Consider the following 19,620-nt stretch of genomic DNA (forward strand, 5'->3'; position numbering starts at 1 on the left):
CTGAAAAATGTAGGGATAACAGCGATCGGAAGGTTGTTCTATCATCGGAGTGGCAAGTGTAAATATTCTTTAGTTTAACTTATATAGTGTGCAGAAGGGCCACCCTTAACGTCTCGATCAGACGGAGAGGGTGGCCCTTTTTGTCGTATTTAGATCACACTGAGCACTTTTTTTGGGCAAGATAAAGGATAAACGTGTCCGCGCAGCGAAGACAAACAGGTAACATTGCAACTCATGACTTTCAGTCTGGGAGGAATTGGAATGAATCAAAGGAATTTAGACGGTAACAGCTTTATTATTCGGCTGGAAATGACAACAAAAGACATCAAGTTTGGTGAAGTGGCCTCGGCCATCTCGGAAGCTGGCGGAGACATTATCGCCATCGACGTAATTTCGACCAATCAGGATGTAAGTGTGCGCGACTTAACTGTCGCTGTAACGGATGCACAAGATAATAGCAAAATTATAGAAGGGGTGCGCCAGCTTAAAGGAGCATCCATCATAAACGTATCGGACCGGACGTTCCTGCTGCACTTGGGCGGCAAGATCGAAGTTACGCCGAAGGTCCCGATTCATAACCGTGAAGACCTGTCACGTGTATATACACCGGATGTGGCCCGGGTATGTTCGGCTATATCAGAAGAGCCTGGAAAGGCATTTTCGCTGACAATCAAGCGGAATACGGTTGCCGTAGTATCCGATGGTAGTGCCGTGCTTGGCCTTGGCAACATTGGACCACGTGCCGCGATGCCAGTCATGGAAGGTAAAGCGATGTTGTTCAAACAGTTTGCAGGAGTGGACGCTTTCCCGATCTGCCTGGATACACAGGATACCGAGGAAATCATTCGAACTGTGAAAGCGATCTCACCAGCGTTTGGCGGGATTAACCTAGAGGATATTTCTTCACCACGTTGCTTCGAAATTGAGCGTCGCCTGAATGAGGAACTGGACATCCCGGTATTTCATGATGACCAGCACGGTACAGCAGTTGTGTTGTATGCAGGTCTGATCAATGGGCTCAAGCTGGTTGGTAAATCCATCACGGATGTAAAAATTGTCGTCTGTGGTATCGGTGCAGCAGGTGTGGCATGCAGTAATATTCTGCTGTCCGCGGGTGCGAGTCGGGTTGTCGGGGTGGATCGTGATGGTGCGCTGGTACGGACGAATACCTATGAAAATGAAGTATGGAGCGACTATGCGGCTCGTACCAATCCGGAACTGGAGACAGGTTCACTTCGTGACGTGATTCGCGGAGCAGATGTCTTCATCGGTCTGTCGCGCGGTAACCTGTTAACCCGTGAAGATGTGCAAACCATGGCCGCCGATCCAATTGTTTTCGCCATGGCGAATCCTGTACCGGAGATTATGCCGTCTGTGGTGGAAGACATCGTGGCTGTCATGGCGACAGGTCGCTCAGATTATCCGAATCAGATCAATAACGTATTGTGTTTCCCAGGTATGTTCAGAGCCGTTCTGGATTGCCGTGCCAGTCAGATTAATGAAGAGATGAAGCTCGCAGCAGCTCAGGCGATTGCTTCAGCCATTTCCGATGAAGAGCGCACCCGCTATTATATTATTCCGAGTGTGTTTAACGATAAAATCGTCAAATCGATGCGCAATCGCGTGATTGAAGCAGCGGTCAAAACGGGTGTGGCAAGACGTATACCGCGTGAACAAACTCGCGAAGGCGGGGACGTGTAAGATGCAAGAGAATTCCCCTCAACATCTGAACCTACACACGCAACAATTAGGGCATGGGGATCAGGTTGATGGAACGTTAACAGGAGAGGCTATTCTTCGGGCGGCTCGTGCTTTTGTACAGGGAGATGCGGCCGCACATACGGATGGTCATGACTGGCCGCATATCGAGCGGGTGACCGCACTTGCGGTCGAGCTTGCACACCGTATGGGTGCCGATCCCTTTATCTGTGAACTCGCTGCATTGCTTCATGATGTGCCGGATGAGAAGCTTAACGAAAGTCTTGAAGCCGGAATGGCGAAGCTGAATGCATGGCTGGATACCCAGCCGCTTGAAGCGGGTACACGGGAAGCTGTGGTACGCATCATTAGTTCCATTTCCTATGCAGGAGGGCAGCGACCTGCCGTCTCATCCCTGGAAGCCCAGGTGGTGCAGGATGCGGATCGCCTGGATGCGCTGGGCGCTATTGGTATTGCGCGTACGTTTGCTTTTGCCGGCGCGAGAGGTCGTGAGATGTATGATCCCGCCCTTCCGCCACGAGAGCAGATGACGCGGGAGGAATACCGGAATGGACGCAGTACAACGATCAATCACTTTTACGAAAAGCTGTTTAAGCTAAAAGATCTGATGAATACGTCCTATGGCAAGGAACTGGCAGAGCAGCGTCATGACTTTATGGTGCAGTTTGTGGAGCAGTTCAAGCGTGAATGGGAAGGAAGGTTTTCATAACTTTCTCCGTTTGAGTTAAACATACAATACCCCCTACTTCCGAGAGTGGAGTGTGGGGTATTGTTTTGTGTACATAGAAGTAGTAGGGAATGGAATTTAACTCATCAACAGGATACAGGGCATGGTAACCCAAAGGCTTCCATGATACAATAAATCGTTCTCCTGAATTGATTTCGGGCAAAAAAAGAAATATGGGGTAATAATGATAATGATCATCCAACGAATGAAATCAGTTTCGAAAAAGAGGAGGGGTCACCATGTCATTTGGTGCACGTGTACTTAAGACAGGGATTGCGGTCACGCTGGCCCTGTACCTTAGCAGCATGTTCCTGAACCCGCAATCTCCCGTTCCCGCCGCAATTGCGGCCATCTTTGCGATGCAGCCATCCATTTATCGTTCCTGGAAGTATTTCCTGGATCAGCTGCAGACCACCACACTTGGGGCAATTGTGGCCCTGCTGGGAGGCATGGTGCTGTCCAATGAGCCCATCGCCGTCGGGTTAATTATTGTGCTGGTTATTATGATTTGTCTTAAATTGAATATGGGCGAAACGGTTGGCCTGACGCTGGTAACCGTTGTATCAATTATGGAAGCGTCGGGTGACTGGCATTTTGCATTGAACCGTTTCCTGCTGACACTTGTCGGCATTGTATCTGCTTTTCTTATTAATATTACCGTATTTCCACCCAAGCCGAAGATTCAGTTCGTGAAACAGATTCAGAGTGTGTTCAGTGGCATGTCACTGCTGCTGCGGACATCGATCTCGGATGAGATTAAGGAAGTGGTGTTCCGGGATGAGAAAAATAATCTGGGCGGTTCCATTAAATCTTTGTCAGATAAATATAATTTGTTTGAAGAAGAACAGAAGAAGATGAAACGTTCCACATTCAGCGAGACCCGGCAGATGGTCGTATACAAACAGATGCTGCTGAGTCTGCAAAAAGGATTCGATGTGCTGGATTCGGTAGAACGCCATTATTTCCAGGCATCGCGAACACCGGAAATGGATCAGTTCTTTGATACACATCTGGAGCTTGTCATCAAATTCCATGAACATGCGCTGCTCAAATTCGAGGATAAGCTGAAACCGAACGGGGAAGAGGCGGCACAGTTCATTTTGGATAATGATCGCTTCATGGAGCAGGCCATTTCCCAGTTTGATATTGATCAGGAAGGGATGCTGAGACTGTCCATCGTAGCTGCCGCGATCTATGACTATGGCTATCAGCTGGAACGATTGAACCGGCTTGCCGAACATGTGCATAGTGCCAGTGAAGACAAGGAGTCACAGGATAAAATTCTGAATTGGCTTAAATGGCCGTAAACATGGTAGTACAGTTTGCGGTGATGTGGTTTCATCATATACAATGGAACCACAACCAGCCCGGACAGCGTGTCCGGGTTGTTTTGTCATACATAGCGCAAACCTTGCGCAACCAACTCAATCGAACCGAGGTAGATACGTATGAATTTAACACAGCTTGACCCTAAATGGACGCAGTGGTTCAATGGACAGGATCTGGAGCAGAAGCAGCACGAAGCGATGCAATTACTGACTGTGTCCGAAGATGGCTGGCCACATCAGGCGATGATCAGTATGGGGGAAGTTATTGCCGTCACGCCCAACCTGCTGAGACTGGCTTTATGGCCGGGAACACAGACAAGTATGAATATGAGTCGAACAGGCAAGGCTACCTTGATTGCTGTTCATCAGAAATGCTTGTTATCTATTCGTCTAGATGTGACTTCACTGCCACAACTCATGGAAGCTGTGCATCCGAGAGATCGTTTCGAGGCTAAGGTGTTAAACGTTCGTGTAGATCATGCACCTTATGCGGAGATTACTTCAGGGATAACATTTCAGTTAAAAGATGAGTCTGGGGCCATCACACGCTGGAGAGAGACCATTGAAGAATTACGACAATAGTATAGGAGCGTTCTATATTCAACCAATTTGAGGGTAATAATAGAATGAAGACAACAAAAAACGCCTCCGCTTGCATCGGGACGTTGTCACTGGTACAATAAAAAATGGTTTTCAGAAAATTAGAACTAATTAACATAAAATAAAAATGTTTACTTTCTAATTAATTATACCATAGCCTTTTCGGGCTTGTCAAATGGGCTTTTGAGGACACAATCCGGGGAAAGAGGGGCGTATTAATATATGAGTACAGACCAGCAATGGAGCGAGGAGCAACAGCGGGTCAACATTGTAACAGAACAGATTGATCGGAAAATCGACATCCTAGAAAAAGAGGTAGGTTCCTTCAGGGACGAAGTTGTGGGGATGAGAAAAGATTTCTGGGACGAAGTCACCATGAACTTCAGCGAAGCGGATGACGTGGGTGAGACCTCCACCAGTATGAGGCAGCAATCACAGGTTCTATCGGATCGGGAGCGCAGTCATCTGAATACGGCAGCAGCGCTGGACAAAATGAAACGGCTGCATCATTCACCGTATTTTGGACGCATTGATTTTAAGGAAAGTGGCTATCCGAAAGCAGAACGAATCTATCTGGGGATCGCATCATTGCTGGATGAGAAGGAGGAGTCCTTCCTTGTCTATGACTGGCGTGCACCCATATCGAACCTGTATTACGATGGTGCGCCAGGTCCGGTCACGTATCATACACCGAGTGGTGAGATCCGTGGCGATATTGAGATGAAGCGGCAGTTTGTTATTCGGGACGGACGTATCCGTTTTATGTTCGACACCGGAGTTACGATTGGGGACGAACTGTTACAGGCCGTTCTCAGTCGAACCTCGGATGCACAGATGAAAAGCATTGTGGCGACCATCCAGAAGGAGCAGAATCGGATTATCCGTAATGACCGGACTCGCATGCTGATCGTTCAGGGAGCTGCTGGCAGTGGTAAAACATCCGCTGCACTCCAGCGTGTGGCGTATCTTCTCTATAAATACCGCGAGCATCTGCAAGCGGATCAGATGGTCCTTTTTTCGCCAAACCCAATGTTCAACAGTTATGTTTCTACCGTACTACCTGAGCTTGGGGAGGAAAATATGCTGCAAACGACCTTCCAGGAGTATCTGGAACGCCGTCTGGGTCGTGAATATCAGCTGGAAGACCCATTCATTCAGCTTGAATATGTACTGACCGGAACAGAAGATCCTCAGTATGAAGCACGCATGTCCGGCATTCGATTCAAGTCATCCGAATCTTTCCTGAAGGTGATAACACGTTATAAGGACAGCATGATGTCGGAAGGCATGAAGTTCAAGCCGGTTCGTTTCCAGGGACGGGCTGTGGTTACAGCTGAGGCCATGGCGGAGAAATTCTATAGCTTCGAGCCATCCGTCAAACTGGTGAATCGATTGGAAATCCTGCGGGACTGGATGCTAAAAGAGTTATCGGCCTTTGGCAAAGGTGAATTGGAAGCCCCTTGGGTAGATCAACAAATGGATCTGATGGAGCCGGAAGATCTGCAGCGGGCCTATCAGCGCCTCAAGCGAAAGCAAAAAGGGAAGTCGGACACGTTCGATGATTTCCAGCAGGAACGGGAGATCCTTGCCCGGATGGTGGTCAGTGATCGGCTCAAGCCTTTACGCAAATGGATCAAATCGCTACGTTTTGTCGATGTCCGTCAACTGTACGCGCACTTATTCAACGACCGGGCCCAGATGGTTCGCCTGTTGGGAGAGGAAGAACTGCCTTCCCATTGGGAAGAGATTAGTGAGATGACACTTCGCAGACTGAAAGTACAGGAGCTGGCCTATGAGGATATCACACCTTATTTGTATCTGCGTGAGTTGCTGCTTGGTTTTCATATTAACTCCAATATCCGCCATGTGATCATTGACGAGGCGCAGGATTATTCTGCCTTCCAGCTGGCCTTTATGAAAAGATTGTTCCCGAGATCGAAAATCACCGCACTTGGAGATTTTAATCAAGCTATCTATGCACACTCTTCGGTATTGAGTGGTACGGGACCGCTGACTAACCTGTATGGACCGGAAAATACGGAAGTGATCGAGCTGACGAGAAGTTATCGTTCAACACAGGAGATCGTGGAGTTTACACGCGGCATGGTTCCCGGTGGAGAAGAGATCGTTCCATTTAACCGAGGCGGGGAGAAGCCGAAAGTGATCGTTTCTTCCAATGAACAGGAGCATCTGGATGTTATTACAGCCGATCTCAAGCATCTGATTCAGGAAGGGTATGAATCAGTTGCGGTCATCTGCAAAACCGCGGAAGAGAGCAAGGACATTCATGAGGCGTTAAGCAAAGTACTGCCTGCGGCACCGAAACTGATCAAGAAAACAACACTTGCCTTTGAACGGGGTGTGCATGTCATCCCGGCGTATCTGGCCAAAGGTGTGGAGTTTGATGCCGTTCTGATCTATGACGGATCTGCATCGCAATATGCGCAGGAACATGAACGTAAGCTGTTCTATACGGCATGTACCCGTGCAATGCATTTACTGCATGTCTATTGCATGGGTAAACCGAGCCCATTCATTACGTCCCAGTCCGAGGAATTGTATGATATGGGCAAGGTGTCTGCGGCTCAGGCCGATTGACTTCGTCTTTCAGGTTCATGAAGAAGGCTTCCGTTCGATGGGACGGGAGTCTTTCTGTGTATTGCGGAATACGATGTGGGGAATAAGAAGCTCCATGGGGATGGTCTTTGGTGTGAGAAGTATGGAGTAGATCACTGGACATAATTGGACATAGTATATTTCATCTCTTCTGATATGAGATCAGGCGGATTAGGTTTCATGGATAAAAAATGATCCATCCTTTGTGTTCATGTACAATAGGTGTGAATTTTCTTTACACATGACGGCGAGACTCATATAATCGTAACAATCTATTTTTTTTGGATCGTTTATTTAATGAAGGAGGCAGCAACATGAACACACCATCTTTTGAACGCCCATTAATGGCGGATTGCGTACCGGATCTGGTGGCAACAGCACGGGGAGACTTGCCTGCTACCTTGGTCATTAGGGGCGGAACGCTGGTTAATGTGGTTTCGGGTGAAATTTTGCCGGGCATGTCTGTAGCGGTACAGGGAGCCCGGATTGCATATGTTGGTAAAGATGTAAGCCATACAATTGGAGAGAATACACGCATCATTGAGGCTGAAGGCAAATACATTGCTCCCGGATTGCTGGATGGGCACTGTCACATTGAAAGTACACAAATGAAAGTAACGGAGTTTGCGAGAGCTGTTCTACCTTCCGGTACAACGGGAGGGTTCTTTGACCCGCATGAGATCTCCAATGTGCTTGGACTCAAAGGTCTGCGATTGATGCTGGATGAAGCACGGACGACGCCAATGGCTGCTTATATGCAGGTGGCTTCCTGTGTTCCTTCCACACATCCTGGACTGGAGACAACAGGCGCTTATATTGGACCGGAAGAAGTGGCGGAAGCTCTCTCCTGGGGTCCGGATATGATTGGTCTCGGAGAAGTGATGAACTTCCCTGGGGTCGTGTACGGGGACGAGACGATGATCGGTGAGATTCAGGCGACGCTCCGAGCGGGCAAGGTGGCAGATGGTCACTTCACCTGGGCAGCGGATGACTGGCGTCTGCCAGCCTACGCAGCAAGCGGCGTTACGGGGGATCATGAATGTGTTACGAAGGAAGATGTGGTGGAACGCCTGCGGCTTGGTATGTACGCCAAAATGCGTCAGGGCTCTGCTTGGCATGACGTTGCGGAAACGATCAAAGCCTGCACAGAGCTTGGCCTGGATACACGTCGCATGATGCTGGTGACTGATGACCGAAGTTCAGAATCGCTGCTCAAAGAAGGCCATATGGACTTTGTTGTGCGTTTGGCCATTTCTCAAGGGGTGAAGCCGGTTACCGCTTTCCAGATGGCAACGATTAATACGGCTGAACGTTTCGGTGTAGCACGCGATATTGGTGCGGTTATTCCGGGGAATATCGCCGACATTATTTTGCTGGATGGACGCTTGGCTGATGTCCGTGTAGGCATGACGATTGCCGCAGGGCATATCGTGGCAGAGAACGGAAAAATGACAGCGGTCTGGGACAGCTTCACATATCCGGAAGAGGCGCTGAACACCGTGAAACTGGAAGCCAACATCCAGCCGAAGGATATGGAGCTGTCTGCGCCGATTACCGAAGGTACGATTGGAGCGAAAGTCATTCATGTGACGGAGAATCATGTGGATACCAAGGAGAAGCATGTTAATGTCACGGTGGAACATGGCAATGTCGTCGTTTCAACATCAGGTGAAATCTGCAAAATTGCAGTGCTGGAGCGTCACAAACAAACGGGCAATCGCGCCGTTGCTCTTGTTGGGGGCATAGGCTTCACAGGTCCTGCGGCCATTGCGATGACCGTTGCGCATGACAGCCACAATCTGCTCATTATCGGGAATGATGACGCATTGATGGCTGAAGCGGGCAACCGGGTCATTGGAATGCAGGGCGGCGTAGCTGTCGTGACTGCCTCTGGTGTGACTGAATTCCCGCTGCGCATTGCAGGCTTGATGTCCACGGAATCTTTTGAAGTGGTAGCAGCTCAATCTGCGGCTGTCAGTGAAGCGTTACAGTCTGCGGGCTGTACGTTAAATAATGCGTTTATGACGCTATCTCTGTTGGCACTTGTTGTTATTCCGGAATTGCGTTTGTCTGATAAAGGACTGGTACGCATTTCGGCAGAAGGCATTGAGCTGGTATCCCTGTTTGATGAGATGGTGGAGAATACACCGGCTGCTCCAGCTGGTAATTAACGAATAATAGCGTGTCCATTCTTCCTTGAAATGGGAAGAGAAGTGTAGGTCGCCTTTGGGCGGCCTTTTTTATTTTCATAGGAAAACGCTTACTAGGTCTTGAGTCGTCTGTTGTACATATGCAAAAATGACCCATGTTGGGGTGGAATTAGGCTTAAATTAAAAAGTTTTTCATAAATGAGACTTTAGAACTATAAATACAGAAGTGTGAATACCCGAAATAATGTTATATGATTCTTTCGTCGTGAGTCTAAGAGATGATGTTGCATATAAAAGCAATGTAAATAGTCGTACATCGAAATCGTATCCAATGAATGAATATAAAACGACAGAATTTCATCGAGATTTGCACGATAGAGCTGCATAACATCAAAGGGAGTGTACAAATATGAAAAGCAAAAGAAGATACCAATTCATCTTGTTAATCAGTTGTTTCATGCTGTTTGTAGGGAATACTTATGTTTGCAAGGCCACTGCACTTGGCTCAGTCGACAGTTATGAAACCATCCATGGAACGGTACAGGGAACCGTAAGAGCAACCTGGGTATGGGACACGACGCAGATTCAAAGTAACCCTCAGCTAGTGCTGAAGTTTGCCACAACGAACAAAATCAATACGATCTACCTACAAATGAATCGGGATGTAAAGCTTCCGTACTATACGGATTTTATTCGTAGGGCCAGAGAGAAAAATATTGCCGTAGACGTTATGGATGGAAGACCTGCTTGGGGACTGACGGAGAGCCGGGATCAAATTGCAGATTTTCTGGACTGGGTTGAAGCGTATCAAAATCAAGTAGAGCCCAATGAGAAGTTTGCCGGCATCCATTTGGACATTGAACCTCATGTACATCCAGAGTGGAAAACCAATCAAGCCAGTGTGATTACGCAGTGGCAGGGGAACGTTCAATACATTGTCGATCGGGCCGCACGGATGAAGATGCCTGTTGCCGCTGACCTGCCTTTCTGGCTGGATGGTTATAAAATTCCGGGTTCCACGATGAATGTAAGCAGCTGGATGATCCGCAAGTTTGACTCAATTACCATTATGGCTTACCGGGATACCGCTGCGGCCATCTATAATGTAGCGAAGGATGAGCTTGAGGAAGCGTCACTTTTGGGTAAAACGGTATCGATCGCCGTGGAGACCAAGCAAAGCAAGGAAGGCGATTTTATTACCTTTTATGAAGAGGGTACAGCGTATATGGAGGCACAGCTTAAGCTGGTCGAGAAAATGGCAAGTGTGCACTCGTCCTTTAACGGATTCTCTGTGCATGAGTACAGCTCATGGGAGACTTTGAAAAAGTAAAATGGAGTTCCATTCATCAGAATGATAAAGAAGGTGCTTACGACCGAACAGGTTGTAGCACCTTCTTTGCATCTTCTATCTGAAATATAAGTGGAGAGCATTGAACAATCGTCAATTCAATGTGCTGAGTACCGCACCGGATAGGAGTTTAAGCTTAGACCAGTGCAGGTTCCATCGCCACTTTCTCATAAAACATTTTGCGATATTGGGACGGGGTAATATTCTTGTGTTTCTTGAATGTTGTAATGAAGTAGCTCAAATGCTCGAACCCAACGTCCATGGCAATATCCACAATTTTGTGATCGGTATTCTCAAGCTGAACACAGGCCTGCTGGATGCGATAATAGTTGATATAGTCGACCGGACTTTTCTGCACCATCTGTTTGAAAAAGCGGCAAAAATGTCCTTCGCTCATGTTGGCCTCATCTGCCAGTTCTTTTAACTTGAGTGGTTCGGGGTAACGATTGTGAATATAGCTTAGAACTGATTTCAGGCGCTCCACTTTATCGTGGCTGCCTGACGGAACGGTCCCTTTGAGTGCAGCAGGTCTCATATGTTCAAACATTTGTGCAAATATTAAATAGAGGTAAGCTTTGGTTGTCATCTCGCAGGTTGGTGTGCCAGTGGCATGATCGGCGAAAATTCGTTTCAAATGAAAAATGATTTCTTGCCCCCACGCTTCATCGGTTTGGATATGGTAAGGGGGAAGAACTGTTTTATGCACTAGCGGGCCAATGAACTTCTCCTGTACGGCATCAAACGTCCGACTGCCTAACAGCTCCGGATTAAATACAATGGATGAAAAAACACAGGGGACATCGCCTTTCAGGTAGCCTGCGTGAATTTCCCCCCGATTAATAAAGATGGCTTCTCCCGCCTGAACCTCTACCGTATTCATATCAATTTGAAAAACAGCACTGCCCTGAGTCACCATGGTGAACTCCATCTCGTCATGCCAATGGCAATCGAGAATGCTGTCGCCATTCAATTGTTGAATATCCGGGTACACACTGACTGGATACATGGCATTGCCGTGAATCCGGTCTTCCCGTAATCGTTCACGTTCCATATGAGAATCTCCTTTTGCATCATTATTAATGTAAACGTTCCCATAGATTGGTGGTGTTTATAAAGAATCGGATATGAAATATCAGAATCGTGATATATTTGGTCAAAATATGAGAAGAAATTCGTTATTAATGTCAATATTATTATAGTATAACCGAAGGGGGAAAGAAAACATGAAATTTACTGATGGATTCTGGATGACTCGTGAAGGGTACCACGTTCAAAACCCGACTGACATTCGTGATATTGTGCAAAAAGAGGATTCTTTAACCGTACATGCGGCTACTAAATATATTCGTACCAAAGGCGACACGTTGAACGGTACATTACTTAAAGCAACATACAGCTCCCCTATGCCTAACGTTATTCGCGTAACCTTGAATCACCATAAGGGCAGAGTGAAAAAAGGGCCTGAATTTGAGCTTAACCATCAAGATGTGAAAGTAGACATCTCGAAAAATGAACAAGGCGCTGTTTTGAAAAGCGGCAATCTGGAAGTTCAAATCGACAAAACGAACGGTTGGGACGTCAGCTTCCTGTATGGAGGAAAACGGATTACAGGTAGCGGTCAAAGAGCGGCTGGTTATATTACAGGTCCAAGTAAGGAAGCGTACTTCCGCGAGCAGCTTGATCTCGGCATTGGTGAATACGTTTACGGACTTGGTGAGCGCTTTACGCCGTTTGTTAAGAATGGCCAAGTGGTGGACACTTGGAATGAGGACGGCGGTACAAGCAGTGAGCAGTCCTATAAGAATATTCCTTTCTACTTGTCCAACAAAGGATATGGCGTATTTGTAAACCATCCTGAACGCGTATCGTATGAGATTGCATCTGAGAATGTATCTAAAGTGCAGTTCAGCGTAGAAGGCGAGACTTTGGAATACTTCATTATCGGTGGGGACAATCCAAAGGATGTACTTGATAATTATACGAAATTAACAGGTAAACCAGCGCTTCCACCGGCATGGACGTTTGGTCTGTGGCTGACAACATCATTCACAACGGATTATGATGAAGCAACGGTTAACCATTTCGTAGATGGCATGGCTGAACGTGATCTTCCGCTTTCTGTATTCCATTTTGACTGCTTCTGGATGAAGGAATACCAATGGTCTGATTTCGTATGGGATGAAGCGATGTTCCCAGATCCGGAAGGTATGCTTGCACGTCTGAAAGAAAAAGGACTCAAAATCTGCGCGTGGATCAATCCATACATTGCAGAAAAATCCTACTTGTTCGATGAAGGTATGGAGAACGGTTATCTGGTAAAAACAGCGGATGGCAGCGTATGGCAATGGGATTTGTGGCAAGCAGGAATGGCACTGGTTGATTTCACGAACCCAGATGCTGTTAATTGGTATAAGAGCAAGCTGGAAGTCCTGCTTGATCAAGGTGTTGATTCATTCAAAACAGACTTCGGTGAAAGAATTCCGACAGATGTCGTGTACTTCGATGGCTCTGATCCGGTTAAAATGCACAACTATTATACACAGCTCTATAACAAAGCTGTATTTGAATTGCTGGAAGATAAGATTGGCAAAAACGAGGCTGCCCTGTTTGCACGCTCTGCAACAGCAGGTGGTCAACAGTTCCCGGTTCACTGGGGCGGAGATTGCTCTTCTACTTATGAATCCATGGCTGAATCACTTCGAGGCGGCCTCTCACTTGGACTTTCCGGTTTCGGATTCTGGAGCCATGATATTAGCGGCTTTGAAAGTACAGCGACCCCTGACGTATACAAACGCTGGGTACAATTCGGACTTTTATCTTCTCACAGCCGCCTACACGGAAGCACTTCGTATCGTGTGCCTTGGCTGTTTGACGAGGAATCCGTGGACGTTGTTCGTGACTTTACCAAACTCAAAATCAGCCTGATGCCGTATCTTTACAATTCTGCGGTCGAGTCGACTGTAAAAGGTATTCCAATGATGCGCGCTATGCTGCTTGATTTCCCAGAGGATCCAACAACATATAGCCTGGATACACAATACATGTTTGGTGATTCGATTCTGGTGGCTCCAATCTTCAACAAGGAGGGTGATGTTCGTTATTACCTGCCTGAAGGTACATGGACCAACTATCTGACAGGTGCCAAAGTTGAAGGTGGACGTTGGATTAGCGAAAACCATGACTTCAAAACACTGCCAATGATGGTTAAGCCAAACAGCCTGATTGCTGTTGGTGCTGTGGATAGCAAACCGGATTATGACTTTGCGGACAATGTGTCCCTTCACTTGTTCGAACTGGCTGACAGCAACTCCGCTCAAGCGGTGGTTGTAAACCAAAGTGGTGAGCAGGAGCTGGTTGTTAACGTATCACGTAACGGTTCTGTTCTGGAAGTTCGTGCTGAAGGTGCAGGCAAACCATGGAATCTCGTGCTGCGTGGCATTGAGAGTGTATCCGGCGTAGAGGGTGGTTCCCAAATGTCTGGTGCAAATGGTGTTGTCGTTACGGCAGCAGCAGGTGCTAGCTCGCTTACAATTCAACTGTAATGTTTATTGGATGAACAGAAGGACGGTACCGCAAGGTGCCGTCTGTTTGTCTACTGTCGTGCCATGGAAGTATGGTTCTAACAAAGAAATGGTAGTATCATTTAGTTGCTAGCGACAGATAAAGATAGGGGATTATATCAAATGAGTACAACGAATTCAGGTTTACACCAAACCATTACAGCAGAGATGCTGCATCAGTTGGTAGAAAACACTTTTGGAACCGCTACCATTGTGAAGAGTTTTGCACTTTTACAGGGTGGACTTTTTAATACAACGTATCGAATTCAGCTTGAACATGCGTCGTACACGGATGTGATCTTACGTTTGGCTCCAGAGCGTGTAGAATTGCCATTGGGCTCTGCTGGAGATCCGTTATTTTCATTTGAACGGACGATGATGTCTGCTGAACCTGTCGTTTATGAATATTACCGTAAAGCAGGCATTCCCGCTCCAAACATTATTGCCTGTAATGACAGTGGATCGATCATTCCGAGAACCTACATGTTTATGGAGTTTATCCCCAGTAAGCAATTGGATCATCCATCGATCTCGGAGTCAGATAAAGAGCGATTATATCATCAGCTCGGCGCTTATACCGCTGTCATGCATCAGATTGAGGGTGCATCGTTTGGCTGGCCGCAAGGGAATGGGACGATTAAAGGCTCGGATCATTGGTCCGAGGTGCTACACTCTTTTGCAGAAGAGACGGCACTCAAAGCTTCACAAGCCGGGTATATGCCAGGTGTGGGAGAAGAAATCGCAGATATGTTCATAACCAATAAGGATTTATTTGATCAGGTGACTGTTCCGGTTCTTGTTCATAATGATCTGTGGGAAGCCAACGTGCTTGTTCATGAGGAGAACGGGCAGCTAAACATAGCCGCCATCATTGATGGGGATCGTTCCATGTTTGCGGACAGGGCGTTTGAGGCGATTTTATCGACAGAATCATCAGCTGGTTTTCATGAAGGTTATGGCCGGCCACAGGATATGTCCGATAAGGGACAGGCACGCCTTCTTGCCTATCGCATACTTTCCTCTTACTTTAACGCATATGTGCATGAACATCAGGTGGATCAGCCGGAGGCAGGAGAGAAGTATCGTGAGCGTACACTGGATCTATTGAAAGAATGGAAGGGACTCAAACTTAACGAATAAGAAGGAGGGTTTAGTATGAAAGAGTATATGCAATATCCGATGTGGGACGCAGCATTACCATTGGAAGAACGATTGAATGACTTGATTGCGCGTCTGACAACGGAGGAGAAAATCCGATTAATTCCTACACGCGAAGCCGCAGTACCCCGATTGGGAATACCCGGTTACAATGTGGGAGGCGAAGCGGCTCACGGGGTTGCCTGGATAGGTGAGGCTACCGTTTTCCCGCAGCCGCTCGGTCTGTCGAGCACCTGGAATACCAAGCTCATGCGCGAAATTGGTTCCGTCATCGGAGATGAAGCCAGAGCATACCACCATCGTGCACCGGAGCGTCACGGCTTGACCTTATGGGCGCCAACTGTCGATCTGGAACGTGATCCCCGTTGGGGGAGAACGGAAGAAGGATATGGTGAGGACCCCGTACTGACAGGTGAAATGTCGGCAGCTCTTGTGAAGGGTATGCAGGGTAATCATTCTTTCTATCTTAAAATGGTAGCGACGTTGAAGCACTTTTTTGCCAACAATAACGAGAAGGATCGGTTGAATTGTTCATCCAGCATCGATCCGCGGAACTTGCGTGAATATTATTTAAAAGCATTCGAGACGCCTTTCGTAGAAGGCGGGGCCTTTTCCATGATGACAGCCTACAATTCGATCAACGGCACACCCGCTATTGAAAGTCCATATGTGAATGATGTGGTCAAGGGTGAGTGGGCTATGCCTGGATTTATCGTGTGTGACGGGGGAGATTTGTCCCAGACGGTCAATTATCACGGTTATCATGCTATGCATGCGGAATCGGCAGCAGGGGCTATAAAGGCAGGTGTGGACTGTCTGACGGACGAGGTTGACTTGGTAGTATCTGCCTTGGAAGAGGCGCTTGAGCGTAACTTGCTGGAGGTCGAGGATCTTGACCGGGCCATTCGTAATATTTTTGGCGTGCGGATGCGGCTTGGACAACTGGATCAGACGGGACTTAACCCGTATGCTTCAATATCGGAATCTGTATTGTGTGCGCCTGAACATGCCAAATTAAGTTATAGAGCAGCAGCCGAGTCTATCGTTTTACTCAAAAATGACGGACTGCTTCCTCTCCAATCGGAAAGATTACAGAAGGTTAGCGTAATCGGTCCCCTCGCGGATGTGGTCTATACCGATTGGTATAGCGGCACACTGCCTTATCGTGTTACCGTTTTGGAAGGACTACGCAAGCAGCTTGCTGGAGCTGAAATATCTTTTGCAGATGGGAATGATCGCATCAGCCTGAAGACAGCCGATGGAAAGGTGATCACGCTCGGTGCTGAAGGAAAGCTTGTAGCCGTGCCGGAAGGTAGTGCGGAGGCCGCTGAGTTCATCCATCAGGACTTGGGCTGGGGAAGTCATACGCTTCGCAGTGTGAAAAATAATCGCTATGTTTCGTTAACCGAACAGGGCATCTATCAGGCGAATGCGCCGGAGATTGGTGGCTGGTTCGTCAAGGAAGTGGTACAGATTGATTCACAAGCGGATGGAACCAGCACGTTGCGTACGTGGAACGGACTGCCACTGAGGCTGGATGAACATCAGGGGCAACTGGTGCTGTCCCCAACGCCGGAACAAAAAGACGAGGACTTGAGTTCATCTGGTAACCCGGATGCCGTAGAAGGGAAGCAGAAACCTCCTGTGTTCAAGCTGGACATTGTTGCTAACGGAATAGAGCAGGCGAAAAAAGCTGCTCAGAATAGTGACGTTTCTATCGTTGTTGTAGGTAATAGTCCATATATTAACGGCAAAGAGGAGATCGATCGCCCAAGTCTGCTGCTTCCGCCTGAGCAGGCCCGACTGGTAAGAGAAGTCTGCCAAGTGAACCCGAATACGGTCGTTGTCATTGTTGGCAGTTATCCATTTGCACTGCAAGAGTTAAAAGACGTGGCTCCGGCAATCGTATACCTGACGCATGCAGGCCAAGAATTGGGGAATGCGGTTACGGATGTTCTGCTCGGTAATTATGCTCCTGCTGGTAGACTGAATATGACATGGTATGAGGATGAATCACAGCTGCCTGACATCATGGATTACGACATTATTCATAACGGTACAACCTATATGTATCATGAAGGTCCAGTCCTGTATCCCTTTGGTCATGGATTAACCTATTCGGAATTTGAGTATAAGGCGATTCGAGTGGAGCGGGCACAGGGATCTTCTGGAGATGATGTGCTGAAGATTGAAGTGCAGGTCGAGAACAAAGGGGCACGTGCCAGCGATGAAGTGGTGCAGGTGTACGGGCACGCCCAAACTTCACGGGTGAAGCGACCACAACGTCAGTTGATCGCTTTCCGACGCATTCATCTTGCTTCTGGCGCCGTGGAAACTCTATCTTTCGAAATTCCTGTTCAAAAACTGGCCTTCTGGGATGTAACTCGAGACAAATATTGTCTTGAATCCGCCGCCTGGTCGATCATGGCTGGACGTTCCTCAGCAGATATTCGTCAGACCGCAGAAATTCTCATCGAGGGTGAAACTATTCCTGCACGCGCGCTGAATCTGCCTACATTTGCGGAAAATTACGATGCATATGCAGGCGTTCTGTTGGATGAGTGTCTGGAAGGGCGTTCAGCCGTCCGAGCCATTGCTTCAGGCGAACCGCTGTATCATGAAGGTCGTTCTTCCTGGATTTCATTCCACGACAATGTTTTCCGGCAAGCTAGTGCGTTTGAGGGTCGGGTGGCAGCCTTCGGAGAGGGTGGCGAATTGGAGATTCGGGCGGAAGGTCCGGAAGGCCCACTGCTCGGCACTTGTGTCGTTCCTGGTCCCGCTGGAACAGTCAACGGGAAGAATCTTCAGTGGAGCACAGTTCGCTTTTCCCTGAAGGGAGAGCGTGAGATTGACCAGCTCTGCATTGTTTTCAGGGGCGGTGCAGCCCTTCAGCAATTTGTGTTGAAATAAGTTGATTTGTTGATCTTCATAATGCATGGCCAAAAGGCTGTCCTGGCACTGAATTTAGTGCGACAGCCTTTTTGCGCTGTTATCCCCAGTGACCTTTTTTACATAGGCCGTATATTCAACTGCAGAACAACCCACAATAACGTTGTTGTTTTCTGATTCTGTAAAGGTGGTTGAGGTATGAAAGATAAAAAGTGGGACCTCGTCGCACTCGCTTCCATCCCGGTTATTATGACACTGGGTAACTCTATGCTGATCCCCATCCTTCCGCAGATTGAGCGTGAATTGAAAGTGTCCTCATTCAAGGTCAGCATGTTAATTACGGTTTATGCGGTCGTCGCAATCCTGCTCATTCCACTTGCAGGATATCTGTCGGATCGATTCGGCAGGAAAGCCGTTATTATCCCCAGTCTCATCATTGCAGCCGCAGGAGGCGCGGTAGCAGGAGGAGCAGCCTGGATGCTAGATGGAAATGTGGCATACTGGAGTATTCTCGGTGGCAGACTTTTGCAAGGGATAGGAGCAGCAGGGGCTTTCCCGATTGTCATTCCATTGGTGGGTGATATGTTCGATGATGAAAACGAGGTAAGTAAAAGCCTTGGCATTATTGAAACCTCGAATACCTTCGGCAAGGTACTAAGTCCGATTTTGGGTGCAGCTTTGGCTGTATGGATTTGGTATTTGCCTTTTATGGCTATTCCGGTACTTTGTGTGCTTTCATTGGTTCTGGTTATTTTTCTGGTGAAAACACCCAAGAGGAAGGAAGAACCAAAGAGCTTTCCCGAATTTGTTGCTTCCATCCGCAGTGTGCTGAAAGAAAAGGGCCGCTGGCTGTATGCGATTTTTGCGATTGGCGGTATTTGCATGTTTGTTCTCTTTGGTGTGCTCTTTTATCTATCGGAGACGTTGGAATCGGAGTTCAAATTAAAGGGTGTACTTAAAGGACTTGTACTTGCTATACCACTGGCAGCCTTGTGTCTGGCGTCTTTCTTTGCTGGAAAATGGATAGGAAAGAACAAGACACGGATGAAATGGCTTGGTTTTATCGGACTTGCTGTTTTAACTGTATCTCTTGGCGTGATCGGGCTTTTTGACAACATTTATGTAGTTGTTGGTTTGTTCACCCTTGGTGGAGCGGGAATAGGCGCTACGCTGCCATGTCTGGATGCTATGGTTACTGAAGGGGTGGACAAGGAACAACGCGGCACCATCACGGCGTTATTCAGCAGCATGCGTTTTATCGGTGTGTCTCTCGGTCCTCCTGTCGTGTCATTGTTGATCTCTTCCCACCATTTCCTTCTGTTTGGTATTCTCGCCGCGTCGGGGGCGGTGGGAGGGCTACTCACGTTATTGGCAGTCAAGCCAGATAAGGGAAATCAGCCCACATCAGGCAGTGGTCAAAATCAACGTGAACGTGATTATGATGAAGTGAAACAGCCCAGTGGTTATCTGCCGGGGCGGAGAAAGAAAAGTCCACTCTGAATTAAAATATAAAAACGCGTTTACT

Annotated in this window: 12 protein-coding genes; 11 read left to right on the forward strand and 1 reads right to left on the reverse strand. The window is 47.7% G+C overall.

Annotation, left to right across the window (positions count from 1 at the left end):
• Positions 1 to 261: 261 nt before the first annotated feature.
• From PTQ21_RS15940 to PTQ21_RS15970, 7 genes are all read left to right on the forward strand, one after another.
• Complete coding sequence (locus tag PTQ21_RS15940; RefSeq protein ID WP_274570419.1) at positions 262 to 1,701, forward strand: NAD-dependent malic enzyme; 1,440 nt, start codon at positions 262 to 264, stop codon at positions 1,699 to 1,701.
• A gap of 1 nt (position 1,702) precedes the next feature.
• Positions 1,703 to 2,428 carry an HD domain-containing protein gene (locus PTQ21_RS15945; RefSeq protein WP_072732342.1) on the forward strand — a complete coding sequence of 242 codons (726 nt, stop codon included), beginning with the start codon at positions 1,703 to 1,705 and terminating at the stop codon, positions 2,426 to 2,428.
• 257 nt (positions 2,429 to 2,685) lie between these two features.
• Entirely contained in the window at positions 2,686 to 3,753 is a 1,068-nt protein-coding gene (locus PTQ21_RS15950; RefSeq protein ID WP_063564722.1) for an FUSC family protein, read from the forward strand.
• 141 nt (positions 3,754 to 3,894) lie between these two features.
• Complete coding sequence (locus tag PTQ21_RS15955; protein ID WP_072732343.1) at positions 3,895 to 4,356, forward strand: hypothetical protein; 462 nt, start codon at positions 3,895 to 3,897, stop codon at positions 4,354 to 4,356.
• A gap of 240 nt (positions 4,357 to 4,596) precedes the next feature.
• Positions 4,597 to 6,972, forward strand: coding sequence for an RNA polymerase recycling motor HelD (helD, locus tag PTQ21_RS15960; RefSeq protein ID WP_274570420.1), 2,376 nt, complete (start codon positions 4,597 to 4,599; stop codon positions 6,970 to 6,972).
• A gap of 332 nt (positions 6,973 to 7,304) precedes the next feature.
• Positions 7,305 to 9,161, forward strand: a complete 1,857-nt coding sequence (locus tag PTQ21_RS15965) for an adenine deaminase (RefSeq protein ID WP_079694801.1) — start codon at positions 7,305 to 7,307, stop codon at positions 9,159 to 9,161.
• Between the two features lie 436 nt (positions 9,162 to 9,597).
• On the forward strand, positions 9,598 to 10,470 hold the full coding sequence (locus PTQ21_RS15970) for a hypothetical protein (protein ID WP_274570421.1): 873 nt from the start codon (positions 9,598 to 9,600) through the stop codon (positions 10,468 to 10,470).
• Between the two features lie 154 nt (positions 10,471 to 10,624).
• Here PTQ21_RS15970 and PTQ21_RS15975 read toward each other — a convergent pair whose 3' ends face one another.
• Entirely contained in the window at positions 10,625 to 11,539 is a 915-nt protein-coding gene (locus PTQ21_RS15975) for an AraC family transcriptional regulator (RefSeq protein ID WP_072732347.1), read from the reverse strand.
• 172 nt (positions 11,540 to 11,711) lie between these two features.
• Here PTQ21_RS15975 and yicI point away from each other — a divergent pair, with 172 nt between their 5' ends.
• The 4 genes from yicI to PTQ21_RS15995 all read left to right on the forward strand — a co-directional run bounded on the left by yicI (position 11,712) and on the right by PTQ21_RS15995 (position 19,595).
• On the forward strand, positions 11,712 to 14,030 hold the full coding sequence (gene yicI, locus PTQ21_RS15980; RefSeq protein ID WP_274570422.1) for an alpha-xylosidase: 2,319 nt from the start codon (positions 11,712 to 11,714) through the stop codon (positions 14,028 to 14,030).
• Positions 14,031 to 14,171: 141 nt separating this feature from the next.
• Complete coding sequence (locus PTQ21_RS15985; protein ID WP_274570423.1) at positions 14,172 to 15,188, forward strand: phosphotransferase family protein; 1,017 nt, start codon at positions 14,172 to 14,174, stop codon at positions 15,186 to 15,188.
• A 15-nt stretch (positions 15,189 to 15,203) separates the two neighbouring features.
• A complete protein-coding gene (locus PTQ21_RS15990) occupies positions 15,204 to 18,116 on the forward strand; it encodes a glycoside hydrolase family 3 C-terminal domain-containing protein (protein ID WP_274570424.1) in 2,913 nt (970 codons plus the stop codon).
• 177 nt (positions 18,117 to 18,293) lie between these two features.
• The gene (locus PTQ21_RS15995) at positions 18,294 to 19,595 is read left to right on the forward strand and encodes a bacillibactin exporter BcbE (RefSeq protein ID WP_072732351.1); all 1,302 of its coding nucleotides are present in this window, start codon (positions 18,294 to 18,296) and stop codon (positions 19,593 to 19,595) included.
• The last annotated feature ends 25 nt before the right edge of the window (positions 19,596 to 19,620 follow it).

The organism is Paenibacillus marchantiae (assembly GCF_028771845.1).
Classification (GTDB): Bacteria; Bacillota; Bacilli; order Paenibacillales; family Paenibacillaceae; genus Paenibacillus; species Paenibacillus marchantiae.

Coding starts and splice junctions, on each gene's coding strand:
- PTQ21_RS15940 (WP_274570419.1), top strand. CDS start 262: ATGAATCAAAGGAATTTAGACGGTAACAGCTTTATTATTCGGCTGGAA.
- PTQ21_RS15945 (WP_072732342.1), top strand. CDS start 1,703: ATGCAAGAGAATTCCCCTCAACATCTGAACCTACACACGCAACAATTA.
- PTQ21_RS15950 (WP_063564722.1), top strand. CDS start 2,686: ATGTCATTTGGTGCACGTGTACTTAAGACAGGGATTGCGGTCACGCTG.
- PTQ21_RS15955 (WP_072732343.1), top strand. CDS start 3,895: ATGAATTTAACACAGCTTGACCCTAAATGGACGCAGTGGTTCAATGGA.
- helD (WP_274570420.1), top strand. CDS start 4,597: ATGAGTACAGACCAGCAATGGAGCGAGGAGCAACAGCGGGTCAACATT.
- PTQ21_RS15965 (WP_079694801.1), top strand. CDS start 7,305: ATGAACACACCATCTTTTGAACGCCCATTAATGGCGGATTGCGTACCG.
- PTQ21_RS15970 (WP_274570421.1), top strand. CDS start 9,598: ATGCTGTTTGTAGGGAATACTTATGTTTGCAAGGCCACTGCACTTGGC.
- PTQ21_RS15975 (WP_072732347.1), bottom strand. CDS start 11,539: ATGGAACGTGAACGATTACGGGAAGACCGGATTCACGGCAATGCCATG.
- yicI (WP_274570422.1), top strand. CDS start 11,712: ATGAAATTTACTGATGGATTCTGGATGACTCGTGAAGGGTACCACGTT.
- PTQ21_RS15985 (WP_274570423.1), top strand. CDS start 14,172: ATGAGTACAACGAATTCAGGTTTACACCAAACCATTACAGCAGAGATG.
- PTQ21_RS15990 (WP_274570424.1), top strand. CDS start 15,204: ATGAAAGAGTATATGCAATATCCGATGTGGGACGCAGCATTACCATTG.
- PTQ21_RS15995 (WP_072732351.1), top strand. CDS start 18,294: ATGAAAGATAAAAAGTGGGACCTCGTCGCACTCGCTTCCATCCCGGTT.